Below are 16109 nucleotides of genomic sequence, written 5' to 3'. Positions count from 1 at the left end.
ATAAAAATTTGCGCAAATAATTCTAAAATTTTTGAAATAAAAGCAACACCCATAATAAACTACTCCTATATTATTTTTAATAATTTTAAAATTAATGAAAAAGTAAAAAGTACTAAAATAATTGCTAACAATGGTGCTGGCATAGAAACTATTTGTTGTGAACTATCACCAAAAATAAAACTTTTAATAACCAAAGATAAATTATGTAAACCGGAAAAATCAGTAATATAACTTTGCAAAATATTTTGCACAATATTATTTAAAGAAGGTAAAAGTTTACCTAATAAAGGAAAAACAAAAATTATTGCAAAAAATAATTTAATCATAACTATTACCTCCTAAAAACAACTTTAGTTTTTTCTACCTAAATCCACGAATAATATGTCCTATAAATTCTTTAATAAATACTAAGACCATCATAAATATTGGGATTAAAACTGGTCAATTTGTCATAATTGAATCACCAGCAAATACTCAATCAAATACATAACTAAAAGATTCTAATAATTTTTGGCCAATACCTCCAATCATATTTAATAGTGCGGTTAAACCTGCGGGCATTTTAATCACCTCCCTCCTCTAATTCTTTTCTTGCTCTTTCTTTCCGTTTTTGTTCTTTACAATATCAACAATCGGGATCAACTATATCATGTTTTTTATGTTTAAATTTTCAAACTAACTTTTTAATAGTACCTTTAAAAAACCAAGAAGTAGCAAACACAGCCAATATTACAACTATTCATTTAACCATTATTTTTTACCTCCTAAAAAATTATCAAAACTCATATTTTCACTTAATCTTTGTTCAAAATTTCGCTTTGCTTTTTTCTTATGTAACTTTTGTCTTGGCATATTTTTTCATTTATCTTTTTTCATTTTAAACACCACCTAATGTATAAGCATAAGAATAATCCCAGTTTAAACTTGCTCTATCTAAATTAATCTCCGACATATTATCATCATTTAAATCAACATCAACCATACTGTCATTTGTACTTTGATAATCACTAACACTAGTGTTAATTAATTTTGCTCTTTCATCAGTAAATACTTCTTGTAACTCTATATTATTATGTGTATTGCCTAATGGCAACAATAAACTATTTATAATTTCACTTGCTCCCGCAATTATCGTAGGAATAGCAAAATAATTATTAAAATTATTATTAATTCCCATAGCAACACCACTACTAATCAAACATCCACCAGTAGCCATATTACATATCTTTCTTATTGCTTCAAATTTATTAGGTATTAACTCAGTTAAACCACTAATAACATTCGCTATACCAAAACTATTTAAAGATATATAAGTATCTCAATCTACAAAAGGCTTATCAATTACTGGATTAGGAGTTGGTATTGGAGTAGGAATTGGTGGTTCAGTAGGACAAGGCGGCCAAAAACAAGGTTCATCTCTTAATAAAGAAACTGACTTATCTACATACTGAACAAACTTGGCATAGTTAATTAAACCAATAGTCCCTAAACCTAAAAATATCTTTTTATAACTATTAATAACTTTATTTCTAGTAGTTGGTCTTTGATTAATATTCCATATATCAATTCCTAACTTTTTACTAAATAACAAAGAATTTATAGAACCTAATACTGGGTCTTTTAAATATTGACCATAATAAGCACTAACACCTACCATAGCACTTAATGGACTTAATCCAGTTCTTAAAATTTTAGTTAAAGTATAATTACTAGTTTGCTCTAATTCATTAGGCATAAATAAAACTCCTTACTTTATATACTAATAAGGAGCTTATTTATGAATTATAATCTAATCCATTGGGGCTTAATGAAAAATATATAATCCATATATAAGCCCCTTATTTAATTTTTACTTATTTCTTTTATTCTCTTTTTTTATTCGTTCCATTTCATTAGCAACTCTGTAACACATTTCACAACCATATACTCGTTCATAAGTTCAATCACTACATTTATGTCTCATAATTTAACTTACTTTCTTGCTGTCTCATTGCCTTATTTAAAGCAATATCTAATATACAATTTGGACAATAATATTTTCTAGTATATAAGTTTTGTAAAACTCTTTTAGGACAAATAACTTGGTCACAAAGTTTACACATATAAATAGCTAAATGAAACGGTTGTCCACAAGAACAATTATTACTTCTAGCCATAATTTAAAATTAACTCCTAACATAAAATAATTATTTAAAATTACCCTTTTAATAAATAACTATTTTCAATTAGAAAGTTTTTTAATATTACCGCTTAAATCAAGTTCAAGTGAATAAAAATTACCAACTTTTAAATCAAGAGTAGATAAACAATTATTAAAATCACTAGCAAATTCCGGATTATATCATTTATCACGTGTTTGACCAGTTGGCACACTTGTTTGTTTGTTTATTTCTACAAACTTCAAAACATCAAACTTTAATGTTTGACCTTTATTATTTTTATCGGGAATAATACGCCCTTTTTCAATTTTTATTTGTTAAATTTTACTTCTTTTTTATTTTTTTTGATAAATATTTTTGGGAAATTTTCACTCGATATTGACAGTATGCTTTTAAACTCAAAATAATACCTAAATTAAAGGCGTTTATTTTGTGATACCTATACTATTAATTATATTGAATGGTCCAAAATATGCTTTTAAAAATTCTAAAATTCAATTAAATTTTGTATTTTTTAAAGTATTAATACCATATTTTTTTCTTCTTATTTCAATTTGGTCTGTTTTAAGACCAAAATTATGTAAATCTAAATTTTTTAGTAATTGTTTTTGGTTAAATTGTGCAATTTGTTTAATATAATCACCATTTGTGTAAACTAATGGTTTTTTAAAACTAAATTGTAATTTAAAATAAATTTTGTTTAAAAAAATCTTCATAATTTCTTTACCTCCTTATTTTTCTTATTTTAAGACTTTTAAATAAGGATTTAGAAATTTATTAACACGGTAAAAAAAATATTTTTTTAGTAAAAATACTAGGAGAATATTTGACTGAATCTTTATTTAAAAGTACACTTTTAAAATTACTAATTTTTAAATTAGTATTGTTTTTATTATTATAAATGGAATCGCTGTCAGTCATGATATCACTCTCCTTTATCCTTTGACATTTTAACATGTTTCTCTTTAAAAAGATAACTTTTTTTAATTTATATAATTTTAGGAAAAAGATGATTACTATAAAATATTCAAATTTATTTTATGTTATTATTAATTAATGTTACGTGTTACTTTAATAATTAAAATAATAGGAGGTAAACATGAATACATTTGTAATAGTTGGTATTATTATAATAGCTATTGCTATTATTAGTTTTATGTTATTATTTAAAATTATAAAATGACTTGCTATTTGTATTATTGTTGGTGGTATCATTTTGGCTGCATTATTTTTTGGTTTTGGTATATGACCATTAGATAATATTCATTTTACTAATTTTATTAATATTAATAAAAATTAAAATAATAAATAATAATTAGTTTAAATTTTAACTATTGACTATAATATATTTTTGAATAAGAGGTAAAAAATGGAACGAATTAAGCAAGCACAATTTTTAACTAGTGCTATTAAAGAAGAACAATGGCCGCAGGATGAAATTCCTGAATTTTGTTTTGTTGGTCGCAGTAATGTTGGTAAATCAACATTTTTAAATACAATTTGTAATAATGGTAAGTTAGCTAGAGTTTCACAAACACCTGGTAAAACACAAATGCTAAATTTTTTTACAATTAATAATAATATTTGTCGCTTTGTTGATGTTCCTGGCTATGGTTTTGCTAAAGTATCAAATGAAAAAAAAATCCAATTTGCGACAATGATGGATGAATATTTTCAGTCACGAAAAAATTTAAAAGCAGTTTTTTTATTATTAGATTTAAGACATGCACCCAGTAAAGATGATATTGATATGTTGGAATATTTACAACATTATCATTTAAAAATTCATTTAATTGCTACTAAAGTTGATAAAGTGAAAAATAGTCAATTAGTAAAAAATAAAAAATTAATATTATCAACTTTAAAACTTAGCACTAATACTCCTATTATTTTATTTTCTAGTATTAGTAAACAAGGAATTGATTTAGTAATTAGTAAATTAACAGATGATGTTAATACTGATGAAGTTGAAGTAGAAACTTAATAGTATAATATTTGTTGCTATAAAAAAGATAAAAGTTGTTTAATATGTATATATTCTTATCTATTTTTTATTTATATTGATTATAAACCAGTATATCTATAAATTGTATATGATAGTTTGCAATTATTAAAAATATCAATATTCAGTATAGAAAAGAATATAATAATAATTAAACTTAATATAAGTTTTTAACTCATTATTTTGATAAAAATAAATGAGTTTTTATTTGAAAGGAAGATTAAAAGAAATGCCTATAAAAAATGAAATTTTACAAAATCTTGAAGCAAAATCAGAAGAAAATGTAGAACAAAAACCTACAAAATGAAAAAAATTTAAAACAAAACATCGAACAACCGCAAAAATTATAAAAGTGACTAAAGGTGCTGCTGTTGGTGCTTTGTATATTAATCCTATTGCTCAAATAAGCGCTTTAGTTACTGCTATTGTTGCGGGTGGTGTTAGTGACCGTTCTGAAGAACAATTAAAAACTGATATAATAACTGCTGCTGCTAGTGCTGGTGCTGTTGGTGGGATTGCCAATGCTGTAATATTACCTGTTTGTATTCCTGTTGGTGCTGCTGTTGGTGCTATTACTTTTGGCATAGATGCAGCAAAAAAATTTGATGAAAAACAAAGAAGACAAATTGAAGTTGACAATGATAAGTTTGCAGATAAAAAAACCGCTATAAATAATATAGATTCACAAATTGAAGTAAAAATAGAATCAAAGAAAATGGCCAGTTTATAATTAATTTTTAGATTTAAGATAGTCTATGTTATAATATAAGTATATTACTTTTTAAGGTAATAAATCCCCAATAACATGATTGGGGATTTAGTGTTTTTAATATTTTTTAACATTAAAATGTGTATAATTTATTTTTGTATATATTGTGTGTTAAAAAATAATAAAAAAGATTAAAATATTAAAATTTGAGGAGATGAAGTTAATATGAATAATACAAGTGATATAAATGATAATTTTGTTATTAGTAGAGCAGTACTGTCAGATGTTTCATGTACCTCTTGTGCTAGTGTCATCGAAAGACATTTTACCAAAGAAGATGGTATTACTGTTAGTATCAATTTTGCTACTAAAAAAGCACAATTTAGTTATGATCCTAAGTTTTGAAATGAAAAAAAAATTAAAAAAGCAATGCATCATTTAGGATATGAAATTTGTAAGTTTGAAACTGAGATTAAAGATATAAAAACGAGTCACCAAGTTGATATGAAAGATATTACAGATGATCATAGTAGTCATAGTCATAGTAGTGAACAACATCAATCTCATATGTCAGAACAACATCATAATCATCAACATAATGTTAAATTACGTGATTTAATTGAACTTATTATTGGTTGAATATTGTTACTACCATTATTATTAATTATGATACCTAATACTTCATTTTTTGATAGTTTACGTAATCCTTATGTCCAACTTGCACTAGCACTTCCAATTCAATTTTATTTTGGTCGTAAATTTTATATTGGTATTTATCGAGAATTAATTAAACAAAAATGACCCGGTATGCATACTTTAGTAGTACTAGGAACAACAACGGCATTTATTTTTTCTATTTATTTAATGATAATTAATAAAACCGAACACTTATATTTTGAAGTTAGTGCTTCAATTATTATGATTGTTTTACTTGGTGATTTAATTAGTGCTGTTGCACAGAAAAGGGCTACTAGTGGCTTAGAAAGTTTAATGTCATTAAAGCCAAAATCAATCTTAAAATATGATTATAATACCAAAACAGAAACTTTTATTAATATTGAAGATGTACAATTAAATGATATTTTAATTATTCGAAAAGGTGAAAATATTCCTACTGATGGTCAATTAATTAGTGAAGAAGCATTTATTAATGAATCAATGTTAACTGGTGAATCGCAAGTTATTACGAAACAAGTTAACCAAAATTTAATTGGTGGAACTAATAATGTTGGTGATAGTTTTAGAATGAAAGCAACTAAAATTGGTAAAGACACAGTATTAGCAAGTATTATTAAGGCAGTTGAAGATGCACAATCTCAGAAACCAAAATTACAAAAATTGGCTGATAAAATTTCTGGGTGATTTACACCAACTGTTATTTTAATTGCCATTTTAGTTTTTCTTATTCGTTATTTTGCAGTAGGTAATGGTGTGCAAGAATCATTAGAAATTGCAATTGCAACTTTAATAATTGCTTGTCCTTGTGCATTAGGGATTGCAACACCATTAGCAGTTGCTGTTGGAATTAATAAAGCAGCAAAAATAGGAATTATTTATAATAAGGCTAGTGCTTTTGAAAAAATTACTAAGATTGATACCATTTGTTTTGATAAAACAGGAACATTAACTACTGGTAATTTGGTTATTACTAAAATTTATGGTCAAGAAAAACATGTTAATAAGGCAATTGCTATGGAAAAACATTCAACACATCCTTTGGCTTTAGCTTTTTCTTTATATGCTAATACTAATAATGTTGGACAATCATTGACAATTACCGAAGTTAAAGAACAAATTGGTTTTGGTATTAAAGCAAAATATCAAACTGAAGAATTACAAATTTCATCACTTGAAAATTTACAAAAAGCAAAAATGCCATTTAGTCCATTTCTAAAAACATTTGATTTTGAAACAGTTACTCCTAGCCAGAAAGTATTGGCATTGGCAATTAATAAAGTTGTTACTAATATTTTTATTTTAGAAGATGAATTACAAACAAATGCATTATTAACAATTGAAAAAGTTAAAAAACAGGGAATTGAGGTTATTTTAATTAGTGGTGATAATGAATCACAAACACTTGCTATTGCTAATCGCGTTGGGATAGAAACATACTTTGCTAATGTTACACCACAAGGTAAATCACAAATTGTTGCTGATTTACAAGCAAAAGGGAAAAAAGTAGCGTTTGTTGGTGATGGTATTAATGATGTTATTGCCTTAGAACAATCTGATTTAGCAATTGCAATGGGCTCTGGTAGTGATATTGCTAAAAAAATTGGTGATATTACTATTCTTGATAATGATATTAGTATTATTTATAAGGCTATTGTTTTAACTAAAAAAACTAAAAATAATATTTGAATGAATTTTATTTGAGCATTTAGTTATAATATTATCATTATTCCATTAGCTGCTGCCGGATTTATTATTCCACCGTTGGCTGCAATTGCGATGGCTCTTTCTGATATAACTGTTGTTGGAAATTCATTAATTTTTAAATGAAGAAAATATAAATATTAGATAATATATAAATTAATAATAAATAAAAAAGTACTTTATTTTTTTGAAAGGGGAAATTTAAATGGCTAGACAAAATGAAGAAAAAAGAGCAGAGCTTGATCAAAAGATATCTATTTTACAGGAAATGATACGTATTATAGAAGAAAAAAATAATGTTGAACCAAACCCTGATGAAAAGTTGATTAGAATTAATCAACTGATAATTGATGATTATAAGAACAAACTTTCTCTATTAGTAAAAGAAAGAGAAAATAATGATTGAGAAACAATTAATTTAGAAGATATTGATAAACCATCTACAAGTCAAAATAAATGAAGTTTATCAAAAATATAAAAAAAGTTACCTTTCTCTATAACCCTACTAGGTAAGTATTTTGATTATACTTTATCATTGTTGATTTGTATAGCAATTTTAGTGTTTTTTTAAAATTTCAATATTTTTTTATATTTAAAAGAGTCAGATTTTAAATCTGACTCTTTTAAGGAATTATCTGTTTATCTATTTGTTTTTAGGATTTTCTTCAGCATTAGCTCATAATGCTGCTGCTTTTCCAAAAGCCTCAGTATGTTTTAATTCTGGGTGTTCTGCTTTAACTTTTGGCAATGTAGTTTTCATAAAAATATTAAAAACAGTAGGTTTTTTTGCTGTCATATTTTCCTTCTCCTTTCACTTTTCTTCAAGTATATAGGGACTTCGTCCCTCGCCACTACGTGGCTCACCCAAATTATAGTCCCAGTAGGTTCACTGGGACTATAATCATTTTTATTTATCTTTATTTTTAAGTTTATCTTTTTTCTTTAAAATATTATCCAATTTATCCAAACCAGCAAATTTAATATCACTATAAGTCATATCGATACTACTTGCTTCTTTAAGGTATTTCTTAGGTGACAATTCACTTTTAAGTTCATGCACATAATGTAAAGCCCTAGAATTATACCTTTTCAACCAATGTCTAGGAAAAAATAAAGTCATAGCCATTGCTTCACCGCTATAACTTGGAGGCATTATGCCTTTTTTAATCATTTTCTTTGTTCTACGACGTGAAAACACTACTTTATTATAATCCTCAATATTAGTATATAAATTAAGATTAAATATAACAACAAAGCCCAAAAAACGCATTCTTTTAACTTGCACAACATACTCTACTTTTTCTCTTGCTTGTACTGGTATTCTATTAGGGTGTTGTTCAATCAAATACATTGTACCATTAAACATGTGACCTATTAACTTACAAAATTGTCCTAAACTTTCTTGTTGATTTTTAAACTGTACTCCTAAATCATTAGAATTTATTTTTAATGCTAATTCATCTAAAATTATTAAATCTTGTTCCTCAAAAGCATAATTACTTGCTAACTGATTAAAAGTAAAAACATCGTTATAATTAACCAAATAAGAATAACCATTTTTTAATTTAATAGGAAAAGGACTAACTACTCGTTTTTTATGAGTTTGTGCTAAACAACAAGCAAGAGCAGATTTACCAGTGCGTGGTGGCGCTGAAATAATATAACTACCTACACGTTTTAAAATTTTAACATTACGAATAGTTATAAGAATTGGATAAATAATCATAATCAAACCTATAACCAATAACACGTAACCATATCAAGGCATTATTTAACCACCTTATTTTTATTTTTAAACTTACTTTTAATTCAAAAACAAAATTTCATAAAATATGAACCAAAAACAAAAGAAAAAATAAAATTAAAAATAAACAATAAAAATTGAACATCAAAACCAGAATTTTCATAAAATAATTTTAATTTATCTACATCAAAATTAAAAAATAATGCAGTAACTAATGATGTTAAAAAACAAACAACAACTGTAATCAAAATTTCACATCAAAACAATCTTTTATTTTCCATAATAAACTCCTAACCTATAATTAAACTAATTGCTCTAACAAATAACCATAAAGGTATAATATTTTCTATTCCACTAACAATATCAACATTTAAAGCAGTACTAATCGTATCTGAAAAAATATGTCGTAATAAACTATCTGTTGTAAAAAGAAATTGTCTTAATGGTTCAACTGGTAAAACTTTACCAACAACACCATAAAGTATTCATCTAAAAGCATTACGCAGATGACCAAAAACATCATATCAACTAACACGTTCATACTCAGGGTTAAAAGGACTATTTGGTGGTACTGGAACAATATCTTTGGAAGAAAAAATATTCATCTGACCAAATTTAACATGCAAACCGTCACGATTAGTTAACGAAGATAAATCAAAATCAATTGTTAAATGCTTTAAATTTGGAACACGAACCGGCATAGTAACAAAATTATATTTTCCTAAATTATAAACACTATCTTTATCATTTAATACACCTTTAAAATTATAACGAATATTACCCTCATAATCTAAAAATGAAAATGTATAAATAGAAGAAAAATAACTAAAATATTCAGCAGAAATATAAAACATAAAACCTTGTATATAAAAACTCAAAGGTTTTGTAATTTCAAAAGTCAACTTAAAACTTAAATTATTAGAAACATTATAATTTCAAAAAACTAACTCATTAAACTTACCAGTTTGTATATAATTATGATTAAATAAAATAAGAGATAACTGGTTTAAATCTTGCTCTGTAAAATCATAATTTGTAGACAAATCACTAACTCGTCTATCAAAATTACCTACCACATCAGAATGAAATTGAATTGAATAAGGAGTATCAGTAGTTTTATGTACAACAGCAGAAACTAATTTTAAATCTGGTTGGCCAACATCAAAATAAGCAGAGTTTCATGGAATAGTTGCTCAATCATTAAAATCATTATATTTAACGGGTTTAACCATATCGCTAGTTATAGTGTAATTACTTTCACTAGGTGCATTAAAAACAATTAAACTAGTTGGTGCTTGAACAGTACTATTTACAACAAAAAATAATTTAACAAACTTAAATCACATAATTATTTACCAAATAAACATTTTAAAATTTACCATGAACCATAAAATATAATAAATCCAATAAAAAACTGAGTTCCATAAACCACTAAATTTCATAAAATAGTAGTAAAATCATCAACTGGACTACCTATAAACATAGTTCAATAATCAACTATACATTGATGTATTTTATTGTAAATATCTCAAACACTCATAATTAACACCTACCCAAATAATGACCTAAAAACAAATTTAATACTACGATAAATAAAATTAAAAAATACACCTAATACCAACCAAAAAGTCAAATTAAACAAAATATAAACTTCATCAGTAATATTTGGTTGATTTAAAAATATACTAATATCATTACTAGAAAATATAAAAATTAAATGCAATATACTATTAACAAAATCACTCATAAATTAAGCACCTACAAACTTCCCTTTTTTATTTTCAACACCCTTAGCCTTATTTCTTAAACGTTTTCTTTCATGTTGTTTAGCAATTTGCTTTCCAACAAATTTTGAACTTCCTTTAATATTTCTATAACTTTGCTTTACAGTACCCGATGTAAAAACTGGCTGAATATCAATATTTAAAAAAACTGACATAGCAAACTTTATTAAAAGAATAAAAACAACAAAAGTCCCCAAATTAAAACCCAAATCTGCCATTGGCAAATTTCAAAATTTCATAAAAATTTGCGCAAATAATTCTAAAATTTTTGAAATAAAAGCAACACCCATAATAAACTACTCCTATATTATTTTTAATAATTTTAAAATTAATGAAAAAGTAAAAAGTACTAAAATAATTGCTAACAATGGTGCTGGCATAGAAACTATTTGTTGTGAACTATCACCAAAAATAAAACTTTTAATAACCAAAGATAAATTATGTAAACCGGAAAAATCAGTAATATAACTTTGCAAAATATTTTGCACAATATTATTTAAAGAAGGTAAAAGTTTACCTAATAAAGGAAAAACAAAAATTATTGCAAAAAATAATTTAATCATAACTATTACCTCCTAAAAACAACTTTAGTTTTTTCTACCTAAATCCACGAATAATATGTCCTATAAATTCTTTAATAAATACTAAGACCATCATAAATATTGGGATTAAAACTGGTCAATTTGTCATAATTGAATCACCAGCAAATACTCAATCAAATACATAACTAAAAGATTCTAATAATTTTTGGCCAATACCTCCAATCATATTTAATAGTGCGGTTAAACCTGCGGGCATTTTAATCACCTCCCTCCTCTAATTCTTTTCTTGCTCTTTCTTTCCGTTTTTGTTCTTTACAATATCAACAATCGGGATCAACTATATCATGTTTTTTATGTTTAAATTTTCAAACTAACTTTTTAATAGTACCTTTAAAAAACCAAGAAGTAGCAAACACAGCCAATATTACAACTATTCATTTAACCATTATTTTTTACCTCCTAAAAAATTATCAAAACTCATATTTTCACTTAATCTTTGTTCAAAATTTCGCTTTGCTTTTTTCTTATGTAACTTTTGTCTTGGCATATTTTTTCATTTATCTTTTTTCATTTTAAACACCACCTAATGTATAAGCATAAGAATAATCCCAGTTTAAACTTGCTCTATCTAAATTAATCTCCGACATATTATCATCATTTAAATCAACATCAACCATACTGTCATTTGTACTTTGATAATCACTAACACTAGTGTTAATTAATTTTGCTCTTTCATCAGTAAATACTTCTTGTAACTCTATATTATTATGTGTATTGCCTAATGGCAACAATAAACTATTTATAATTTCACTTGCTCCCGCAATTATCGTAGGAATAGCAAAATAATTATTAAAATTATTATTAATTCCCATAGCAACACCACTACTAATCAAACATCCACCAGTAGCCATATTACATATCTTTCTTATTGCTTCAAATTTATTAGGTATTAACTCAGTTAAACCACTAATAACATTCGCTATACCAAAACTATTTAAAGATATATAAGTATCTCAATCTACAAAAGGCTTATCAATTACTGGATTAGGAGTTGGTATTGGAGTAGGAATTGGTGGTTCAGTAGGACAAGGCGGCCAAAAACAAGGTTCATCTCTTAATAAAGAAACTGACTTATCTACATACTGAACAAACTTGGCATAGTTAATTAAACCAATAGTCCCTAAACCTAAAAATATCTTTTTATAACTATTAATAACTTTATTTCTAGTAGTTGGTCTTTGATTAATATTCCATATATCAATTCCTAACTTTTTACTAAATAACAAAGAATTTATAGAACCTAATACTGGGTCTTTTAAATATTGACCATAATAAGCACTAACACCTACCATAGCACTTAATGGACTTAATCCAGTTCTTAAAATTTTAGTTAAAGTATAATTACTAGTTTGCTCTAATTCATTAGGCATAAATAAAACTCCTTACTTTATATACTAATAAGGAGCTTATTTATGAATTATAATCTAATCCATTGGGGCTTAATGAAAAATATATAATCCATATATAAGCCCCTTATTTAATTTTTACTTATTTCTTTTATTCTCTTTTTTTATTCGTTCCATTTCATTAGCAACTCTGTAACACATTTCACAACCATATACTCGTTCATAAGTTCAATCACTACATTTATGTCTCATAATTTAACTTACTTTCTTGCTGTCTCATTGCCTTATTTAAAGCAATATCTAATATACAATTTGGACAATAATATTTTCTAGTATATAAGTTTTGTAAAACTCTTTTAGGACAAATAACTTGGTCACAAAGTTTACACATATAAATAGCTAAATGAAACGGTTGTCCACAAGAACAATTATTACTTCTAGCCATAATTTAAAATTAACTCCTAACATAAAATAATTATTTAAAATTACCCTTTTAATAAATAACTATTTTCAATTAGAAAGTTTTTTAATATTACCGCTTAAATCAAGTTCAAGTGAATAAAAATTACCAACTTTTAAATCAAGAGTAGATAAACAATTATTAAAATCACTAGCAAATTCCGGATTATATCATTTATCACGTGTTTGACCAGTTGGCACACTTGTTTGTTTGTTTATTTCTACAAACTTCAAAACATCAAACTTTAATGTTTGACCTTTATTATTTTTATCGGGAATAATACGCCCTTTTTCAATTTTTATTTGTTAAATTTTACTTCTTTTTTATTTTTTTTGATAAATATTTTTGGGAAATTTTCACTCGATATTGACAGTATGCTTTTAAACTCAAAATAATACCTAAATTAAAGGCGTTTATTTTGTGATACCTATACTATTAATTATATTGAATGGTCCAAAATATGCTTTTAAAAATTCTAAAATTCAATTAAATTTTGTATTTTTTAAAGTATTAATACCATATTTTTTTCTTCTTATTTCAATTTGGTCTGTTTTAAGACCAAAATTATGTAAATCTAAATTTTTTAGTAATTGTTTTTGGTTAAATTGTGCAATTTGTTTAATATAATCACCATTTGTGTAAACTAATGGTTTTTTAAAACTAAATTGTAATTTAAAATAAATTTTGTTTAAAAAAATCTTCATAATTTCTTTACCTCCTTATTTTTCTTATTTTAAGACTTTTAAATAAGGATTTAGAAATTTATTAACACGGTAAAAAAAATATTTTTTTAGTAAAAATACTAGGAGAATATTTGACTGAATCTTTATTTAAAAGTACACTTTTAAAATTACTAATTTTTAAATTAGTATTGTTTTTATTATTATAAATGGAATCGCTGTCAGTCATGATATCACTCTCCTTTATCCTTTGACATTTTAACATGTTTCTCTTTAAAAAGATAACTTTTTTTAATTTATATAATTTTAGGAAAAAGATGATTACTATAAAATATTCAAATTTATTTTATGTTATTATTAATTAATGTTACGTGTTACTTTAATAATTAAAATAATAGGAGGTAAACATGAATACATTTGTAATAGTTGGTATTATTATAATAGCTATTGCTATTATTAGTTTTATGTTATTATTTAAAATTATAAAATGACTTGCTATTTGTATTATTGTTGGTGGTATCATTTTGGCTGCATTATTTTTTGGTTTTGGTATATGACCATTAGATAATATTCATTTTACTAATTTTATTAATATTAATAAAAATTAAAATAATAAATAATAATTAGTTTAAATTTTAACTATTGACTATAATATATTTTTGAATAAGAGGTAAAAAATGGAACGAATTAAGCAAGCACAATTTTTAACTAGTGCTATTAAAGAAGAACAATGGCCGCAGGATGAAATTCCTGAATTTTGTTTTGTTGGTCGCAGTAATGTTGGTAAATCAACATTTTTAAATACAATTTGTAATAATGGTAAGTTAGCTAGAGTTTCACAAACACCTGGTAAAACACAAATGCTAAATTTTTTTACAATTAATAATAATATTTGTCGCTTTGTTGATGTTCCTGGCTATGGTTTTGCTAAAGTATCAAATGAAAAAAAAATCCAATTTGCGACAATGATGGATGAATATTTTCAGTCACGAAAAAATTTAAAAGCAGTTTTTTTATTATTAGATTTAAGACATGCACCCAGTAAAGATGATATTGATATGTTGGAATATTTACAACATTATCATTTAAAAATTCATTTAATTGCTACTAAAGTTGATAAAGTGAAAAATAGTCAATTAGTAAAAAATAAAAAATTAATATTATCAACTTTAAAACTTAGCACTAATACTCCTATTATTTTATTTTCTAGTATTAGTAAACAAGGAATTGATTTAGTAATTAGTAAATTAACAGATGATGTTAATACTGATGAAGTTGAAGTAGAAACTTAATAGTATAATATTTGTTGCTATAAAAAAGATAAAAGTTGTTTAATATGTATATATTCTTATCTATTTTTTATTTATATTGATTATAAACCAGTATATCTATAAATTGTATATGATAGTTTGCAATTATTAAAAATATCAATATTCAGTATAGAAAAGAATATAATAATAATTAAACTTAATATAAGTTTTTAACTCATTATTTTGATAAAAATAAATGAGTTTTTATTTGAAAGGAAGATTAAAAGAAATGCCTATAAAAAATGAAATTTTACAAAATCTTGAAGCAAAATCAGAAGAAAATGTAGAACAAAAACCTACAAAATGAAAAAAATTTAAAACAAAACATCGAACAACCGCAAAAATTATAAAAGTGACTAAAGGTGCTGCTGTTGGTGCTTTGTATATTAATCCTATTGCTCAAATAAGCGCTTTAGTTACTGCTATTGTTGCGGGTGGTGTTAGTGACCGTTCTGAAGAACAATTAAAAACTGATATAATAACTGCTGCTGCTAGTGCTGGTGCTGTTGGTGGGATTGCCAATGCTGTAATATTACCTGTTTGTATTCCTGTTGGTGCTGCTGTTGGTGCTATTACTTTTGGCATAGATGCAGCAAAAAAATTTGATGAAAAACAAAGAAGACAAATTGAAGTTGACAATGATAAGTTTGCAGATAAAAAAACCGCTATAAATAATATAGATTCACAAATTGAAGTAAAAATAGAATCAAAGAAAATGGCCAGTTTATAATTAATTTTTAGATTTAAGATAGTCTATGTTATAATATAAGTATATTACTTTTTAAGGTAATAAATCCCCAATCATGTTATTGGGGATTTAGTGTTTTTAATATTTTTTAACATTAAAATGTGTATAATTTATTTTTGTATATATTGTGTGTTAAAAAATAATAAAAAAGATTAAAATATTAAAATTTGAGGAGATGAAGTTAAT

At 25.0% G+C, this 16109-nt stretch carries 31 protein-coding genes; 8 read left to right on the top strand and 23 right to left on the bottom strand.

Annotated features, from left to right (window positions below; translation table 4 throughout):
- Window positions 1-65: 65 nt before the first annotated feature.
- From AACL03_RS09945 to AACL03_RS09910, 8 genes are all read right to left on the bottom strand, one after another.
- The gene (locus AACL03_RS09945; protein WP_338956747.1) at window positions 66-326 is read right to left on the bottom strand and encodes a hypothetical protein; all 261 of its coding nucleotides are present in this window, start codon (window positions 324-326) and stop codon (window positions 66-68) included.
- A gap of 34 nt (window positions 327-360) precedes the next feature.
- Entirely contained in the window at window positions 361-561 is a 201-nt protein-coding gene (locus AACL03_RS09940) for a hypothetical protein (RefSeq protein WP_338956748.1), read from the bottom strand.
- 1 nt (window position 562) lies between these two features.
- Window positions 563-751: a hypothetical protein gene (locus AACL03_RS09935; RefSeq protein ID WP_338956750.1), complete on the bottom strand. Its 189-nt coding sequence runs from the start codon at window positions 749-751 to the stop codon at window positions 563-565.
- Window positions 751-876: a hypothetical protein gene (locus tag AACL03_RS09930; protein WP_338956654.1), complete on the bottom strand. Its 126-nt coding sequence runs from the start codon at window positions 874-876 to the stop codon at window positions 751-753. The genes AACL03_RS09935 and AACL03_RS09930 overlap by 1 nt, the downstream gene beginning before the upstream one ends.
- Before the next feature lies 1 nt (window position 877).
- Window positions 878-1735: a hypothetical protein gene (locus tag AACL03_RS09925; protein ID WP_339038651.1), complete on the bottom strand. Its 858-nt coding sequence runs from the start codon at window positions 1733-1735 to the stop codon at window positions 878-880.
- 217 nt (window positions 1736-1952) lie between these two features.
- Window positions 1953-2156, bottom strand: a complete 204-nt coding sequence (locus AACL03_RS09920) for a hypothetical protein (protein ID WP_338956753.1) — start codon at window positions 2154-2156, stop codon at window positions 1953-1955.
- A gap of 59 nt (window positions 2157-2215) precedes the next feature.
- On the bottom strand, window positions 2216-2404 hold the full coding sequence (locus AACL03_RS09915; RefSeq protein WP_339038649.1) for a hypothetical protein: 189 nt from the start codon (window positions 2402-2404) through the stop codon (window positions 2216-2218).
- Between the two features lie 180 nt (window positions 2405-2584).
- Window positions 2585-2875, bottom strand: coding sequence for a cation-transporting P-type ATPase (locus AACL03_RS09910; RefSeq protein ID WP_339038647.1), 291 nt, complete (start codon window positions 2873-2875; stop codon window positions 2585-2587).
- Window positions 2876-3258: 383 nt separating this feature from the next.
- Between AACL03_RS09910 and AACL03_RS09905 the strand changes: the two genes are divergently transcribed.
- The 5 genes from AACL03_RS09905 (at window position 3259) to AACL03_RS09885 (ending at window position 7727) form a co-directional block, all read left to right on the top strand.
- On the top strand, window positions 3259-3459 hold the full coding sequence (locus AACL03_RS09905; RefSeq protein WP_252320689.1) for a hypothetical protein: 201 nt from the start codon (window positions 3259-3261) through the stop codon (window positions 3457-3459).
- A 69-nt stretch (window positions 3460-3528) separates the two neighbouring features.
- Window positions 3529-4143, top strand: a complete 615-nt coding sequence (gene yihA / locus AACL03_RS09900; protein WP_338959507.1) for a ribosome biogenesis GTP-binding protein YihA/YsxC — start codon at window positions 3529-3531, stop codon at window positions 4141-4143.
- 247 nt (window positions 4144-4390) lie between these two features.
- Entirely contained in the window at window positions 4391-4891 is a 501-nt protein-coding gene (locus tag AACL03_RS09895) for a hypothetical protein (RefSeq protein WP_339038661.1), read from the top strand.
- A gap of 204 nt (window positions 4892-5095) precedes the next feature.
- Entirely contained in the window at window positions 5096-7393 is a 2298-nt protein-coding gene (locus tag AACL03_RS09890) for a cation-translocating P-type ATPase (protein ID WP_339038659.1), read from the top strand.
- Between the two features lie 61 nt (window positions 7394-7454).
- On the top strand, window positions 7455-7727 hold the full coding sequence (locus AACL03_RS09885; RefSeq protein WP_338959512.1) for a hypothetical protein: 273 nt from the start codon (window positions 7455-7457) through the stop codon (window positions 7725-7727).
- Window positions 7728-7892: 165 nt separating this feature from the next.
- Here the strand turns inward: AACL03_RS09885 and AACL03_RS09880 are convergent, their stop codons facing one another.
- From AACL03_RS09880 to AACL03_RS09810, 15 genes are all read right to left on the bottom strand, one after another.
- Entirely contained in the window at window positions 7893-8045 is a 153-nt protein-coding gene (locus AACL03_RS09880) for a hypothetical protein (RefSeq protein WP_339038657.1), read from the bottom strand.
- A 111-nt stretch (window positions 8046-8156) separates the two neighbouring features.
- Window positions 8157-9017, bottom strand: a complete 861-nt coding sequence (locus AACL03_RS09875) for a hypothetical protein (protein WP_338957723.1) — start codon at window positions 9015-9017, stop codon at window positions 8157-8159.
- The gene (locus tag AACL03_RS09870) at window positions 9017-9274 is read right to left on the bottom strand and encodes a hypothetical protein (RefSeq protein ID WP_338957725.1); all 258 of its coding nucleotides are present in this window, start codon (window positions 9272-9274) and stop codon (window positions 9017-9019) included. The genes AACL03_RS09875 and AACL03_RS09870 overlap by 1 nt, the downstream gene beginning before the upstream one ends.
- Before the next feature lie 9 nt (window positions 9275-9283).
- Window positions 9284-10339 (bottom strand): hypothetical protein, encoded by a 1056-nt coding sequence (locus tag AACL03_RS09865; protein ID WP_338956741.1) that lies wholly within the window; start codon window positions 10337-10339, stop codon window positions 9284-9286.
- Between the two features lie 29 nt (window positions 10340-10368).
- Window positions 10369-10533 (bottom strand): hypothetical protein, encoded by a 165-nt coding sequence (locus AACL03_RS09860; protein WP_339038654.1) that lies wholly within the window; start codon window positions 10531-10533, stop codon window positions 10369-10371.
- 9 nt (window positions 10534-10542) lie between these two features.
- Window positions 10543-10740, bottom strand: a complete 198-nt coding sequence (locus AACL03_RS09855) for a hypothetical protein (RefSeq protein WP_338956743.1) — start codon at window positions 10738-10740, stop codon at window positions 10543-10545.
- 3 nt (window positions 10741-10743) lie between these two features.
- Window positions 10744-11067 carry a hypothetical protein gene (locus AACL03_RS09850; RefSeq protein WP_338957437.1) on the bottom strand — a complete coding sequence of 108 codons (324 nt, stop codon included), beginning with the start codon at window positions 11065-11067 and terminating at the stop codon, window positions 10744-10746.
- Between the two features lie 12 nt (window positions 11068-11079).
- Window positions 11080-11340, bottom strand: coding sequence for a hypothetical protein (locus AACL03_RS09845; protein ID WP_338956747.1), 261 nt, complete (start codon window positions 11338-11340; stop codon window positions 11080-11082).
- A gap of 34 nt (window positions 11341-11374) precedes the next feature.
- Window positions 11375-11575, bottom strand: coding sequence for a hypothetical protein (locus AACL03_RS09840; RefSeq protein ID WP_338956748.1), 201 nt, complete (start codon window positions 11573-11575; stop codon window positions 11375-11377).
- A gap of 1 nt (window position 11576) precedes the next feature.
- The gene (locus AACL03_RS09835; protein ID WP_338956750.1) at window positions 11577-11765 is read right to left on the bottom strand and encodes a hypothetical protein; all 189 of its coding nucleotides are present in this window, start codon (window positions 11763-11765) and stop codon (window positions 11577-11579) included.
- Complete coding sequence (locus AACL03_RS09830) at window positions 11765-11890, bottom strand: hypothetical protein (RefSeq protein ID WP_338956654.1); 126 nt, start codon at window positions 11888-11890, stop codon at window positions 11765-11767. Before AACL03_RS09830 ends, AACL03_RS09835 begins: the two co-directional genes overlap by 1 nt.
- A 1-nt stretch (window position 11891) precedes the next feature.
- Window positions 11892-12749: a hypothetical protein gene (locus AACL03_RS09825; protein WP_339038651.1), complete on the bottom strand. Its 858-nt coding sequence runs from the start codon at window positions 12747-12749 to the stop codon at window positions 11892-11894.
- 217 nt (window positions 12750-12966) lie between these two features.
- On the bottom strand, window positions 12967-13170 hold the full coding sequence (locus tag AACL03_RS09820; protein WP_338956753.1) for a hypothetical protein: 204 nt from the start codon (window positions 13168-13170) through the stop codon (window positions 12967-12969).
- A 59-nt stretch (window positions 13171-13229) separates the two neighbouring features.
- Window positions 13230-13418, bottom strand: a complete 189-nt coding sequence (locus tag AACL03_RS09815; protein WP_339038649.1) for a hypothetical protein — start codon at window positions 13416-13418, stop codon at window positions 13230-13232.
- Window positions 13419-13598: 180 nt separating this feature from the next.
- Window positions 13599-13889, bottom strand: a complete 291-nt coding sequence (locus tag AACL03_RS09810; protein ID WP_339038647.1) for a cation-transporting P-type ATPase — start codon at window positions 13887-13889, stop codon at window positions 13599-13601.
- Between the two features lie 383 nt (window positions 13890-14272).
- Here AACL03_RS09810 and AACL03_RS09805 point away from each other — a divergent pair, with 383 nt between their 5' ends.
- The 3 genes from AACL03_RS09805 (at window position 14273) to AACL03_RS09795 (ending at window position 15905) form a co-directional block, all read left to right on the top strand.
- Entirely contained in the window at window positions 14273-14473 is a 201-nt protein-coding gene (locus tag AACL03_RS09805) for a hypothetical protein (protein ID WP_252320689.1), read from the top strand.
- 69 nt (window positions 14474-14542) lie between these two features.
- Window positions 14543-15157, top strand: coding sequence for a ribosome biogenesis GTP-binding protein YihA/YsxC (gene yihA / locus AACL03_RS09800; protein ID WP_338959507.1), 615 nt, complete (start codon window positions 14543-14545; stop codon window positions 15155-15157).
- 247 nt (window positions 15158-15404) lie between these two features.
- Window positions 15405-15905: a hypothetical protein gene (locus AACL03_RS09795; RefSeq protein WP_339038661.1), complete on the top strand. Its 501-nt coding sequence runs from the start codon at window positions 15405-15407 to the stop codon at window positions 15903-15905.
- The last annotated feature ends 204 nt before the right edge of the window (window positions 15906-16109 follow it).

Source organism: Spiroplasma endosymbiont of Andrena trimmerana, from assembly GCF_964019575.1.
Lineage (GTDB): Bacteria > Bacillota_I > Bacilli_A > Mycoplasmatales > VBWQ01 > Spiroplasma_E.
This window is presented reverse-complemented; position numbering and strand designations above follow the sequence as displayed.